The sequence below is a fragment of the Dechloromonas sp. ZS-1 genome (genome assembly GCF_039649255.1).
Lineage (GTDB): Bacteria > Pseudomonadota > Gammaproteobacteria > Burkholderiales > Rhodocyclaceae > Azonexus.
Map to the genome: position 1 here is coordinate 361149 of NZ_JBDIYD010000001.1, position 12913 is coordinate 374061.

Here is a 12913-nt window from a genome sequence, read left to right on the forward strand (position 1 = left end):
CTAATATTCGCTGCTTCTGATTGATGGAACCGTCCCATGCTTGAACTTGATCCGCCGGCCGCTTACCGTTTCCTGCAAGCGCATCCCGCTGCGGTGTTGGTCGATTGCCGCACGGAAATCGAGCATTTCTATGTTGGTCATCCCGCCGGGGCGGAGCATGTGGCCTGGCAGGAGGGGCCGGACTGGGAGGTCGATCCCGCCTTTGCCGACAAGGTGAAGCGCCTGGTCGGGCAGGATTTGAATCGGCCCGTCGTGCTCATCTGCCGCAGCGGTAACCGTTCCTACGATGCCGGCTTAGCCTTGGAAGCGGCAGGCTTCGAGCAGGTGATCAATGTGCTGGAGGGCTTTGAGGGGCCGCTCGATGACGATTATCACCGGGGGACGCAGGGCGGTTGGCGCTGGCATGGTTTGCCCTGGTATCAGTCCTGACCGTGCCTGCATCGACGGTGGCTCAGATAAGCCAGCACGCCGAGGCTGAGCAGGACGGCCATGCCCATGGCAAGGTGGCGGGCGCTGTCCCAGATTAGCGGCACCACCAGGCCGGCCCCCACACTGTTTGCCGATGATTGCAGGAAGGTCTGGCAGGACGCGGCCAGACCCCGTTTTTCCGGGAATGGGTCGAGCGCCAGGATGCTCAGGCAGGGCATCGCGATCGACATGCCCAAGGTGTAGATCAGGAGCGGTGCCACCGCCCACGGCAGGCTGACCGCACCGAGCAGGTTCAGGCCCAGGTTGAGGGTGGCGGCCGTGCCCATCAGGGCGAATCCCAGCCCGATACAAAATGGCAGCGAGCGTCGTCCGGCCAGCCGCCCCGAGAGCCAGGCGCCGAGGATCATGCCGCTCATGGCCGGACCGAAGAGCCAGAAAAAATCGGTTTCACCGACGCCCAGATGGCGCATCAGAAAGGCGGGTGCGGCCAGGACATAGACGAAGAAGCCGAGGAAGTTGAGTGCGAGTGCGGCGCAGGCGGTGAGAAAGCGCGGCGAACTCAGCACGTCGCGGTAGGCCTGCAGCAGATAGGCCGGATGCAAGTGGCGGCGTTTTTCCGGTGGGAGCGTCTCCGGCAGGGCGCGCCATGCCGTCAGACCCAGTCCGACGGTCGACAGGGTTAAAAAGACGAAAATCGAACGCCAGCCAAAAGCGGCCTGCAGCAGCCCGCCGATGACCGGGGCAATGGCCGGGGCCAGGGCGAACATCATGGTGATCTGCGACATCAACCGCTGGGCGGCGGCGCCATCGTAAAGGTCGCGCACAATGGCGCGACTGACCACAATGCCGGCGCCGGCCGTGACCCCCTGCAGCGCCCGCCAGCACCACAGGGCTTCGATACTGCCGGCCAGGGCGCAGCCAGCCGAGGCCAGGGCAAACAGGGCGAGTGCGCCGAGAATGATCCGGCGCCGCCCGAAACGGTCGGCCAGTGCGCCGTGCCACAAGGTCATCAGGGCAAAGGCGAGCAGGTAAGCGGAGAGGGTCTGCTGGACGGCGAGCGGGCTGGCCTGCAGGCTGTGCTCGATCGCATGAAAGGCGGGCAGGTAGGTATCGATCGAGAACGGACCGAGTGCAGACAAGGCGGCCAGCATCAGGGCAAGGCGACGTGGGGGGCGGGATGCGTCAGGCATGGGCGAGGCGTCGATATTGAATGGCTTCGGCCACCTGCGGCGTGTCCAGAAGGTCGATCCCGGCGAGGTCGGCAATGGTGCGTGCCAGGCGCAGGATGCGGTGCCAGGCGCGGGCCGAGAGATGGAGCTGCTGCCCGGCCTTTTCGAGCAGTTGGCGCGCTGCCGGTGTCATCGGGCAATGCCGGTCGAGGGCCTGGCCGTTCAGGCAGGCATTGGCTTCACCCTGGCGGGCCAACTGGCGTTCCCAGGCAGCGGCAACGCGCTGGCGCACCTGGGCCGAGGTTTCCCCATCGGCCGCACGGCTCAACTGTTCAGGCGACAGGGCCGGCACCTCGATGAAGAGATCGATGCGATCCAGAAAAGGGCCGGAGAGCTTGCCCCGGTAACGCGCCACCTGATCCGGCGTACAGCGGCAACGGCCATGCGGATCGCCGCGAAAGCCGCAGGGGCAGGGATTCATCGCGGCAATCAGCTGGAACCGGGCAGGGAAGGTGGCGTGTCGGGCGGCCCGGGCGATATGGACGATGCCCGACTCCAGCGGCTCGCGCAGGGTTTCCAGGACCTTGCGGTCGAATTCCGGCAGTTCGTCGAGAAACAGGATGCCTTCGTGGGCCAGGCTGATTTCGCCCGGCTGAGGCGGGTTACCGCCGCCGACCAGGGCAACGGCCGAGGCGGAGTGATGGGGCTGGCGGAAAGGCCGTTCGCCATATTGCCCGGGGTCGAACTGGCCGCGCAGGGAGCGTACGGCAGCCGAGGCGCGGGCGGCCTCGGCCGTCATGGCCGGCATCAGGCCGGGCAGGCGATGGGCCAGCATGGATTTGCCGCTGCCGGGCGGGCCGCTCATCAATAGAGAATGCTGGCCTGCCGCCGCAATTTCCAGGGCGCGCTTGGCCTGGGTCTGCCCGCGAACGTCGATCAGGTCTGGCAAAATCGCGGGCTGAATGCGGTTGACCGTCGGCGGGCCCGCTAGCGGGGTTTCGCCGCACAGATGGGCGCAGACGGCGAGCAGGCTGTCGGCAGCCAGCAGATGCGGATGTTCCGCCAGGGCGGCTTCGGCCGCACTGGCACCGGGCAGGACAAAGCAGACCGGGCTGTCGGCGGTTTGCAGCGCCATGGCCAGCGCGCCGCGAATCGGACGCAGGGCGCCGGTGAGCGAGAGTTCGCCGGCAAATTCATAGCCCGCGAGGGCATTGGCCGGAATCTGTTTGCTCGCGGCAAGGATACCCAAGGCAATGGGCAGGTCGAAGCGGCCTGACTCCTTGGGCAGGTCGGCCGGGGCAAGGTTGACCGTAATACGGCGCGCCGGGAATTCGAAGCCGGAATTCAGGATGGCGGCACGGACGCGGTCGCGTGCTTCACGGACTTCGGTGTCCGGCAGACCGACCAGGGTAAACGCAGGCAACCCATTGGCCAGGTGTACTTCGACACTGACCGGCGGGGCATGCAGGCCATCGAGCCCCCGACTGTGGGTGATGGCCAGCCCCATGGGTCAGCCCTGACGGGCTTTTTCCAGTGCCTCGACGCGGGCTTCGAGATCCTTCAGCTTTTCGCGGGTACGGGCCAGGACGCTGGCCTGCACATCGAATTCCTCGCGCGTGACGACATCCAGTTTGGCAAGCAGGCCGCTGAGGAGCGCCTTGCTGTTCTTCTCGATATCGCGGGCCGGGGAATTGGCGAGCAGGGCGCTCATCTTGGCGCCGAAGTCTTCCAGGATTTTAGGGTCGATCATGATGTCCTCCAGAGAGCCGCAAGTCTAACATAGTGATTTGTCATATTCGGTTTCCGGCCTGCTCGGATGTGGTGCGTGACCGAAAAAGCGCGCACCGCACTGGTGCGTTTTCCGAGGTGGAAGGTGATGTATTCAGGAAAAGTGTTTGATTTTCATCAAAAAAATGACCTGGCACGCCTTTCGCTATATGCCTTCCGTACGTTTTTTACTTATTGATTGCACGAATAGGAGAGACACCATGAAGAAGTCCCTGATTGCACTGGCCCTGTCCGGCCTCGCCATCGCCCCGGTTTTTGCCGAGGAAGCGGCTGCAACCCCCGAGCATTCCGTGACCGGTAACCTGGGGCTGTTCTCCAGCTACCGTTTCCGCGGCATCGACCAGACCTTCGGCAAGCCGGCCCTGCAGGGCGGTATCGATTACGCTCACTCCAGCGGCCTGTACGTCGGTAACTGGAACTCCAACGTGTCGTCGGGCGCGGGTTTCCCGGACGGCAACCTGGAAATGGACTTCTACGGTGGTTACAAGACGACCGTCGGTGATGTCGGCCTCGATGTCGGCGCCATCCTCTACTATTACCCGGGTTCCGAAGGCAAGGTCCTCGGTACCGGTGCCCAGAGTGGTGCAGTGAACAACAAGGAACTCTATGTCGGCGCTTCCTGGCAGTTCCTGAGCCTGAAGTACTCCTACGCCTTTGACGATTACTTCTCGCTGCGTGGCTGGGACAACAATGGTAACTCCACCGGCAAGTCGACCAAGGGCACGTCTTATCTGGATCTCTCGGCCAACTACGATCTCGGTAATGGCTGGGGCGTGAATGCACACGTCGGTCATCTGAATCTGAAGAACGGCTACAAGGGTAGCTACACCGACTGGAAGGTCGGCGTGACCAAAGACATTAACGGCTGGGTCATCGGTGCTTCGTATGTGGACACCAACGCTGCTGGTAAGTGCCCGTCCCCGGCTGATAACTATCAGTTCTACTGTTTCAGCAGCATGAACACCGACAACGGTGGCACGTTGGGTACCAACACCAACAAGTTGAAGGATGCTGGTCGCGGTATCGCCGTCATCTCCGTTTCGAAGAGCTTCTAATCATTTAGTTTGACCTTCCCCGCCGGTGCACCGGCCGGCGCCAGCGGGGAAAGCGACAGATTCAATCCATTGGGGAACAACCATGAAATTCGTAACTGCCATCATCAAGCCGTTCAAGCTTGACGAAGTTCGCGAGGCGCTCTCTGCCATCGGCGTGCAGGGCATCACCGTGACCGAAGTGAAGGGTTTCGGCCGGCAAAAGGGGCACACCGAGCTGTATCGCGGTGCCGAATACGTCGTCGATTTCCTGCCGAAAGTGAAGATCGAAGCGGCTGTCCGCGCCGAGCAACTGGATCAGGTGGTCGAGGCGATCGAAAAATCGGCCAGCACCGGCAAGATCGGTGACGGCAAGATCTTTGTCTTCGACGTCGAACAAGTCATTCGCATCCGGACCGGTGAAACCGGCACCGACGCCCTCTGAGGAGCCCATCATGAAGCGCATCTTTGCATTGCTGGCCTTGGTCGGTGCCGTTGCTTTCGGCGCACCGGCCTGGGCAGAAGAAAAGCCGGCCGAGCCGGTGGTTGCAGCGGCGACGGCCGCCCCGGCTGCCGCTGCAGCCGAAGCTGCCCCGGCGGCGGCCGCAGCCCCGGCTGCGACAGAGGCTGCCCCGGTGCTCGTGCCGAACAAGGGTGACAACGCCTGGGTCATGATCAGCGCCGCGCTGGTCATCCTGATGTCCATCCCGGGTCTGGCCCTGTTCTACGGCGGCCTGGTTCGCTCGAAGAACATGCTTTCCGTGCTCATGCAGGTGTTCACCGTGTTTTCGCTGATTTCCCTGCTCTGGGTGATCTACGGTTACTCGGCTGCCTTCACGGAGGGGAGTGAATTCTTCGGAACGCTCGACAAGCTGTTCCTGAAGGGCATTACGCCGGAATCGGTCGGTGCCACCTTCTCGAAGGGGGTTGTGATCTCCGAACTGGCTTTCGTGATCTTCCAGGGCGCCTTTGCCGCCATCACCTGCGGCCTGATCGTCGGTGCTTTCGCCGAGCGCGCCAAGTTCTCCGCGATCCTGGTCTTCATGGTGATCTGGTTCACGCTGTCCTACATCCCGATGGCCCACATGGTCTGGTACTGGGCGGGTCCGGATGCCTACATCGATGCCGCTGCTGCTGAAGCCGCAGGCAAGACCGCAGGCTTCCTGTTCCAGAAGGGTGCGCTCGACTTTGCCGGCGGTACGGTCGTGCATATCAACGCTGCTGTGGCCGGCCTGATTGGTGCTGTCATGGTGGGTAAGCGTACTGGCCTAGGCAATGTTGCCATGGCCCCGCACTCCCTGACCTTCACGATGATCGGTGCTTCCCTGCTGTGGTTCGGCTGGTTCGGTTTCAACGCCGGTTCCGCGCTCGAAGCCTCCGGTGGTGCTGCCCTGGCCATGGTCAATACCTGGGTTGCCACCGCTGCTGCTGCGCTGTCCTGGATGTTCGCCGAATGGATCCTGAAGGGTAAGCCCTCCATGCTGGGTGCGGCTTCCGGTGCGGTTGCCGGTCTGGTAGCGATCACCCCGGCAGCTGGCTTTGTCGGTGTCATGGGTGCCATCATCATGGGCCTCTTGGCCGGTGTGGTCTGCCTGTGGGGTGTGAATGGCCTGAAGCGCGCGCTGGGCATCGATGACTCCCTGGACGTCTTCGGCGTGCATGGCGTGGGCGGCATCCTGGGTGCCATCCTGACCGGTGTCTTCGCTGACCCGGCGCTGGGCGGTACGGGCGTGTATGACTACGTGGCGAATGCTGTCGGTGCCTACGACATGACCGCTCAGGTGATCAGCCAGCTGTGGGGCGTCGGCACCTGCATCGTCTGGTCGGGTGTGGTTTCCTTCGTGGCCTACAAGCTGGTCGATATCGTGATCGGTCTGCGTGTGCCGGAAGAAGAAGAACGCGAGGGTCTGGACCTGACCTCGCACGGCGAAAGCGCCTACCACCACTAAGCATTTCCCCCGAGCAGGAATCCTGTCTCTCTCCCTTCGGGCACCTTCGGGTGCCCGTTTTTTTGGGGTAAGACCAAGCGGGTCCGTCAGTGCAATGCGCGAGCGCGTGCGTTTTCGAGCGACAGGGCGGGTTGACCGTCGGCCAAGCCGTTTATTTGATCAGCGGGAGCAGGGTGCGGAAGGTGTCGGTGGCGGCCTCGTGCAGCCACTCGAAGAGCACCATCTCGGTCGTGACGATGCGGACGCCGGCTGCACGCAGGCGCTCGATGGCGGCATGCCGGTTCTCCGGCGTGCGTGAGGATGCGGCATCGGCCACGAGGAAGACCTCGAACTCCGCCGCATGCAGACCCAGTGCCGTCTGCAAGACGCAGACATGGGCTTCGGTGCCGGTCAGGATGACCTGCGGGCGAGCGGCCGCCTGCAGCAGCGGCAGGACACCGGGCTCTGCAGCGCAGGAAAAATGCGTTTTCTCGAAAAAACGGGCGTTGACCGCCGCCGTTCGGATCGCCGGCAGGCTGGGCCCCAGGCCGCGGACGTATTGCTCCGAGACAAAGGCGGGGACTTCAAGCAGGCGCGCCCCTTCGAGCAGGCGGACGCTGTTGGCGACCACCGCATCGGCTTCATGAATGGCCGGTGCGAGCTTCTCCTGCAGGTCGACGACCAGCAAGAGGCTGTGATCGCGCCGGATCAGGCTCACCGGAAAACCACCGTCTTGTTGCCGTGCACCAGCACGCGGTCTTCCAGGTGGTAGCGCAAACCGCGGGCCAGTACGGTCTTCTCGATGTCCTTGCCGTAACGCACCATGTCTTCCGGCGAATCGGAGTGGTCGATACGGATCACGTCCTGTTCGATGATCGGGCCGGCGTCGAGTTCGCTGGTCACGTAGTGGCAGGTGGCGCCGATTAGCTTGACGCCCCGTTCGTAGGCCTGGTGATACGGCTTGGCACCGACGAAGCTGGGCAGGAAGCTGTGGTGGATGTTGATGATCTTGCCGGAGAGGGCATCGCACAGCTCGGGCGAGAGAATCTGCATGTAGCGGGCCAGGACCATGGTGTCGCCGCGCACATCCTCGAAAATGCGCTGGATTTCAGCGTAGGCGCCCGCCTTGTTGTCCTTGGTCACCGGGACGTGGATGAACGGGATGCCATGCCACTCGACGAAGCCCTTGAAGGTGTCGTGGTTGGAGATGACGCACGGAATCTCGATGTCGAGCTCCTTGGACTGCCAGCGGGCGAGCAGGTCGTAGAGGCAGTGTTCCTGCTTGGAGACCATGACCACGACGCGTTTTTTCACCGCGCTGTCGGTGATGCGCCAGTCCATCTGCAGCGGCTCGGCTACCTCCTGCTTGAAGCGCTCGCGGAATTCGGCGAGCAGGACCGGCAGCGAGTCGGCCTTGATTTCGATGCGCATGAAGTAGCGCCCGGTCAGATCGTCGGCATGGAAGCTCGATTCGAGAATCCAGCCGCCGTGCTGGGCGATGAAGCCGGAAACGCGGGAGATGATGCCGACCTGGTCAGGACAGGAAGCGCTCAGGGTGTAGAAACGGTCGCGATGCATGGGAACAGCTCAGTAAAAACGCCGCCGGGAACAGGTCGACCGGCGGCGGGGAGAACGGGCGCGAAAGATCAGGCAGCGGCCTTGGCAAAAGCCTTGTCGATCTCGGCACGCAGGGCGTCGTAGTCGCGCACGACCGGGAATTGCGGGAATTCGCGCACGACGTTTTCCGGCGGGTGGAAGAGGATGCCGCCGTGGGCTTCGCCGAGCATGGCGGTGTCGTTATACGAATCGCCGGCCGCGACGATGGTGAAGTTCAGTTCCTTGAAACGCTTCACGGCTTCCTGCTTCTGGTTCGGCATGCGCAGGTGGTAGGCGACCAGCATGCCGCTGGCGTCGGCTTCCAGCGAGTGGCAGAACAGCGTCGGCCAGCCGAGCTGGCGCATCAGCGGATGGGCGAATTCGTAGAAAGTGTCGGACAGGATGATGACCTGATAGTCCTCGCGCAGCTGGTCGAGGAAGGCGCGGGCGCCGTCCATCGGGCCCATTTCGGCGATCACCTTCTGGATATCCGGCAGGCCGAGCTTGTGCTCGCGCAGGATGTTCAGGCGATAGGTCATCAGCTTGTCGTAGTCCGGCTCTTCGCGCGTCGTGCGCATCAGCTCGGGAATGCCCGTGCGCTTGGAGAATTCGATCCAGATTTCGGGGACGAGGACCCCTTCGAGGTCCAGACAGACGATTTTCACAATAGGCTCCGGGCAACGGCAAAAAAGACCATTTTACCCGAACAGGCTTAGCTTATCTCGGCGATCGGGAAGGAAAGGAAGTAGCCTTGTGCGTAATCCACGCCCAGCTCGGCGACCAGGGCGAGTGTGGCGGCGTCCCCGACGAATTCGGCAACCGTCTTTTTGCCCAGGCCGCGCGCCACTTCGACGATTGCCCGGACAAACACCTGATCCTCGTGGCTGTTGGCCAGGTTGCGCACGAACATGCCATCGATCTTGAGCACGTTGGCCGACAGGTGCTTCAGGTAAGCAAAGGAGGAGAAGCCGACGCCGAAGTCATCCAGGCAGACCGTGCAGCCCAGCTGGCGCAGGTCGCGGATGAAGGATTCCGAATCGCGGATATTGGCCAGCGCAGCGGTTTCGGTCAGTTCGATCATCAGGCGGGCCGGCGTGACGGCGAATTCTTCCAGTGTGCTGCGGATCGTCCGGCTGAGGTCCGGATCGTCGAAGGAGCGTGCCGAGACGTTGATGGCGATGGGCGGGAGCGCGGGCTGCTCGGCCAGCTTGCGGATGGCCGCCCGGATCACCCAACGGTCAATATCGACGATACGTCCGGTGCGTTCTGCGGCGGGAATGAAATTTCCCGGCAGCAGCAGATTGCCTTCCGGATCAACCATGCGGACCAGGGCTTCGTAATGGCAGATGCTGCGGGTGTCGACCGCATGAATGCCCTGGAAATGCAGCACCAGGCGATCCTCATCGAGCGCGGCCTGGATTTTCTCGTTCCAGCCGAGCTGCGTGAGCATGTGTGCAGACTCGTTCAGCTCCGGACGATAGACACGCCAGCAATTTTTGCCCGCGCGTTTGGCCTGGTACATCGCGGCATCGGCGCGGGCGACCAGCTCTTCGACGGATTGCCCGTGTTCCGGCAGGAGTGCGATGCCGACGCTGCAGGTGAGGCCGAAGCGCTCGCCGTCAAATTCGAAACTGAGCGCGCGCAGGCCCTGAATGACCCGATCCGCCATGATTTCCGCGCCACTTGCATGCGTATTGGGGACGATGATGGCGAATTCATCGCCGCCCAGGCGGGCGAACACCTCGTCATTGCGGATCATTTGCGAGATGGCGTTGGCGGCGCTCACCAGCACATTGTCCCCGGCCCGATGGCCGAAGGTGTCATTGATCGTCTTGAACTCGTCGAGGTCGAAGTACAGGATGGCGCCCTGGTGATCCGGATGGCGCACCATGCTGCTCACCAGACGCTCCAGTTCTTCCTGGAAGCGGGTGCGGTTGAAGAGGCCGGTCAGGGCGTCGCGCTCGGCCATGAAGACCAGCCGCTCCGCCACCTGCCGTTCATGCGTGATGTCTTCGAAAATCCAGAGATGACCCAGTTGCTCTTCACCCATGCCGGCAACGGGAACGGCATGCTGGGTGATGATGCGCCCATCCCGCAAGGGCAATTCGCTGAGCGCGCCTTCCTCGGCAAACAGCATGGTCTGCGCCGGCCCAGCGATTTGTGGGCTCAGCCAGTTGCGCAGATCGTGCAGGGGCAGGGTGGCGATGTGGCCATCCAGATTGATGCCCCAGACGGCAGCGAAGGCCGGGTTCAGGTAACAGATTTGCGCATTTTCGTCCGCAAAAACGAGGCCCAGGCGCATGGCCGAGAGCAATGCATCCAGACGGGAACGTTCCGCATCCACGGCAGATAGCAGCGCCCGCTGCCGGGATTCGGCATCACTGAGGTCGCTGACGCGCCGTTCCAGGGTCTGGGCCATGCCATTGAAGGCCTGGATGACGCGGGCGATGTCGTCACGTCCTTGCTCCGGCAGGGGGCGGAAAGGCAATCCGGCGGCGAGGTCGTGACTGGCCTGGCTCAGCATGCCCAGGCGGCGCGTCAGCCAGAGGGCCACGGCGCCCAGCGCGAGCGAGGAGAGCAACAGGCCGCTCAAAGCGAGCGCCAGGTTTTGCAGCAGGATTTCCCGGCGGGCTGCCTGCATGAAAGCGAGGTCGATATTGACCAGCAAGGTGCCATAGACACGTCCCTCCATGCGGATCGGCACACGCAGGGCCATGACTTCGCTTGGGTGGGTCACGGAACCTGCGGTGGCGATCAGTTGCTCGTTCTCGTCGAAGACTGCCAGATACGCCAGACCTTGCAGTTGCTGGGCGCTGATCAGGGTTTCGCTGGCTGCGGCGTAGTCGCGTTGCACCATGGCCGGTGCAACAGCGGCTTCCAGCAGCAGGCTGGTCTCGGCGCGGCGTTGTTCGAGCAGCCGTGCGAGGTGCGTTTCGGTCAGGCGCATGCTGTTCCAGACCAGCGCCGCCACCGTGATGATCTGGATGACGATGGTGAGCGCGATCAGTTGGGTGCGCAGGGAGGAGAGCATGCGCAATCCCATCAGTGGACCGCTTTGCCGAGCAGTTTGCGGGTTTCCGGCAGCGTGCGGTCAAGCAGGGCGAAATCCTCGGCTGTGGGTTCGCGGAAACCGGCGTGTTTGGTCTTCTCGAAGAACTGCTGGCCTTCCGGGGTTTTCTCGAAGGCGAGGAGTGCGGCCTTGATCGCGCTCTGTCGGGCCGGCGGGAGACGGTTGTGGGCAATGTAGAACTGCCCCGGAATCGTGGCGATATCCCGCCATACCTGGGCGTTTTGCTGCAATTCCGTCGACGCCAGCACCAGTGTGGAATGCGAGACCAGCGCGGCGCGGGCCTTGCCGGTGATGGCATTGTGCAGGGCACTGGAGTGGGTCACGGTTTCGATAAAGCGGTAGTCCTGATTTTCCTTGAGGCCGTTTTCTGCCAGGGTCAGCGCACCGGCAATGACGATCAGGGCGCTGCGGTCGACGATGGCAATGTTGTGCCCGCGCAATTCGTCAAAACTCTTGAGCGGGGCATCCTTGCCCGTGACCAAAATGCCACGGATCGGCGCCTTGTGAAGCAGCAAGGGGGCGTAGCCATAATCCTTGATGGCCAGTCGGGCGTAGTGGGGGGCCAACAGCGCGACATCGTAATCGCCGTTGAGGACGCGTTCGACAAAGACATCGAAATTCGGCGCGGTGAGCAGCGTGACCGGTTGTTTGAGCGATTGTTGCAGGGCGTCGGCCACGGGCTGGTAATTGGCCATCAGGGTGCGCGTGCTCAGATAAGGCATCAGTCCGATCACGAGCGTTCGGGCTTCCGCTTTGTCCTGTGCGACGGAAGGAAACACGATGCAAAGCGCGCAGGCGCAGCAAAGCAGTAGTCGTCCCAGTAGACGCATGTGGATTTCCTCCCGTTATCCGGATTGGTTTTATTGTTTTTGTATGACGAATTATATAGACAAGCTACTTGGGGAACAGGCGTGCCGGCGCGGTGCTTCTGTTTCACGTGAAACGTCCCGACCCCGTCGTTTCTAGTTCATTGGTACTAGTCTGCCCTATCCATTCCGGATTAGCGATGCCCCGTCATTCGGCCTGTTTTGATCAAGATCAAGATTGCATAGGCTGGCTGTGACGAAATGCGACCTCACGCGGCGTCGACCGCAGGAGGAATTGCACGATGAGCACCATGACCAGCCGGATCAACCTGAACGAATACCTTCAACGTATTGGCCCTTACTCTGCCCTGACGCCAGATCAGCGACAGCAGTTGATCGAGGGGGCTCGCTTTCTTGAAGAAGACAAGGGACAGGTGCTGTTCGAACACGGTGAGCGGGCAAGCCATGTTTATGTCGTGATTTGCGGCCATGTGAAGCTCGGCTTTTCGTCCCAGCAGGGAGCGGAAAAGGTGGTGAGCGTGAGCGGTCCGGGCGAGAGTTTTGGCGAGGCATGTGTGACGCTGGGGCGTGACTACCCCTTCCGCGCAGAAATGCTGGAAGCGGCCACCCTGCTGGTCATCCCTGCCCCCTTGTTTCATCAGCTGATGGCGGACAATGCCGCCTTTGCCGCGCTGGTGACACGCCGGATTGCAGAAAACCTGCATTACCTGCTGCAGGAGATGGAATCCGCCTCGTTGATGTCCGGCGCCGAGCGCGTGGCGGATTTCCTGGTGCGTCAGCTTGATCGGGATGCTGCGGGGGCGGTGACGGTGGATCTGGCCTTGCCCAAGTCGGTGATCGCCTCGCGCCTGAGCCTGACGCAGGAGCATTTTTCGCGGCTGCTCCGTCAGTTGTCTGATCAGGGCCTGATCGAGGTGGATCGCCGCCATGTCCATATCCCGAATGTCGGGCAGTTGCGCCGCTTTCTGAATTCCGGCGCCGGTCATTGCGTCAATCGCGGTGGCCGTTCCTTCGGACGCGGCCGTACCGGTTGGGGGCAACTGGCCGCCGCCTGAGGCCGAACCGCCTGGCCTGT

Annotated in this window: 13 protein-coding genes; 5 read left to right on the forward strand and 8 right to left on the reverse strand. The window is 62.5% G+C overall.

Annotated features, from left to right (window positions below):
* The first annotated feature begins 36 nt into the window (after positions 1 to 36).
* Positions 37 to 429 (forward strand): rhodanese-like domain-containing protein, encoded by a 393-nt coding sequence (locus AACO21_RS01760; protein ID WP_346190756.1) that lies wholly within the window; start codon positions 37 to 39, stop codon positions 427 to 429.
* On the opposite strand, the gene AACO21_RS01765 is transcribed toward AACO21_RS01760, so the two are convergent.
* Genes AACO21_RS01765 through AACO21_RS01775 form a run of 3 tightly spaced genes read right to left on the reverse strand, consistent with a single transcriptional unit; the run spans position 420 to position 3348 of the window.
* Positions 420 to 1619: a multidrug effflux MFS transporter gene (locus AACO21_RS01765; RefSeq protein WP_346190757.1), complete on the reverse strand. Its 1200-nt coding sequence runs from the start codon at positions 1617 to 1619 to the stop codon at positions 420 to 422. The genes AACO21_RS01760 and AACO21_RS01765 overlap by 10 nt on opposite strands.
* Positions 1612 to 3105 carry a YifB family Mg chelatase-like AAA ATPase gene (locus AACO21_RS01770; RefSeq protein ID WP_346190758.1) on the reverse strand — a complete coding sequence of 498 codons (1494 nt, stop codon included), beginning with the start codon at positions 3103 to 3105 and terminating at the stop codon, positions 1612 to 1614. The genes AACO21_RS01765 and AACO21_RS01770 overlap by 8 nt, the downstream gene beginning before the upstream one ends.
* A gap of 3 nt (positions 3106 to 3108) precedes the next feature.
* On the reverse strand, positions 3109 to 3348 hold the full coding sequence (locus tag AACO21_RS01775) for an accessory factor UbiK family protein (protein ID WP_346190759.1): 240 nt from the start codon (positions 3346 to 3348) through the stop codon (positions 3109 to 3111).
* Between the two features lie 238 nt (positions 3349 to 3586).
* On the opposite strand from AACO21_RS01775, the gene AACO21_RS01780 reads away from it, so the two are divergent.
* The 3 genes from AACO21_RS01780 (at position 3587) to amt (ending at position 6366) form a co-directional block, all read left to right on the forward strand.
* Entirely contained in the window at positions 3587 to 4441 is an 855-nt protein-coding gene (locus AACO21_RS01780; RefSeq protein WP_346190760.1) for a TorF family putative porin, read from the forward strand.
* An 82-nt stretch (positions 4442 to 4523) separates the two neighbouring features.
* Positions 4524 to 4862: a P-II family nitrogen regulator gene (gene glnK, locus AACO21_RS01785; RefSeq protein WP_346190761.1), complete on the forward strand. Its 339-nt coding sequence runs from the start codon at positions 4524 to 4526 to the stop codon at positions 4860 to 4862.
* Positions 4863 to 4872: 10 nt separating this feature from the next.
* Entirely contained in the window at positions 4873 to 6366 is a 1494-nt protein-coding gene (gene amt, locus AACO21_RS01790) for an ammonium transporter (protein ID WP_346190762.1), read from the forward strand.
* Between the two features lie 151 nt (positions 6367 to 6517).
* On the opposite strand, the gene AACO21_RS01795 is transcribed toward amt, so the two are convergent.
* From AACO21_RS01795 to AACO21_RS01815, 5 genes are all read right to left on the reverse strand, one after another.
* Positions 6518 to 7063, reverse strand: coding sequence for a hydrolase (locus AACO21_RS01795; protein WP_346190763.1), 546 nt, complete (start codon positions 7061 to 7063; stop codon positions 6518 to 6520).
* Positions 7060 to 7923: a formyltetrahydrofolate deformylase gene (purU, locus tag AACO21_RS01800; RefSeq protein WP_346190764.1), complete on the reverse strand. Its 864-nt coding sequence runs from the start codon at positions 7921 to 7923 to the stop codon at positions 7060 to 7062. Before purU ends, AACO21_RS01795 begins: the two co-directional genes overlap by 4 nt.
* A 68-nt stretch (positions 7924 to 7991) precedes the next feature.
* Entirely contained in the window at positions 7992 to 8606 is a 615-nt protein-coding gene (gene thrH / locus AACO21_RS01805) for a bifunctional phosphoserine phosphatase/homoserine phosphotransferase ThrH (RefSeq protein ID WP_346190765.1), read from the reverse strand.
* A 47-nt stretch (positions 8607 to 8653) separates the two neighbouring features.
* Positions 8654 to 10984, reverse strand: a complete 2331-nt coding sequence (locus AACO21_RS01810) for an EAL domain-containing protein (protein ID WP_346190766.1) — start codon at positions 10982 to 10984, stop codon at positions 8654 to 8656.
* Positions 10984 to 11841: a phosphate/phosphite/phosphonate ABC transporter substrate-binding protein gene (locus AACO21_RS01815; RefSeq protein ID WP_346190767.1), complete on the reverse strand. Its 858-nt coding sequence runs from the start codon at positions 11839 to 11841 to the stop codon at positions 10984 to 10986. Before AACO21_RS01815 ends, AACO21_RS01810 begins: the two co-directional genes overlap by 1 nt.
* 278 nt (positions 11842 to 12119) lie before the next feature.
* On the opposite strand from AACO21_RS01815, the gene AACO21_RS01820 reads away from it, so the two are divergent.
* Positions 12120 to 12893: a Crp/Fnr family transcriptional regulator gene (locus AACO21_RS01820; RefSeq protein ID WP_346190768.1), complete on the forward strand. Its 774-nt coding sequence runs from the start codon at positions 12120 to 12122 to the stop codon at positions 12891 to 12893.
* The last annotated feature ends 20 nt before the right edge of the window (positions 12894 to 12913 follow it).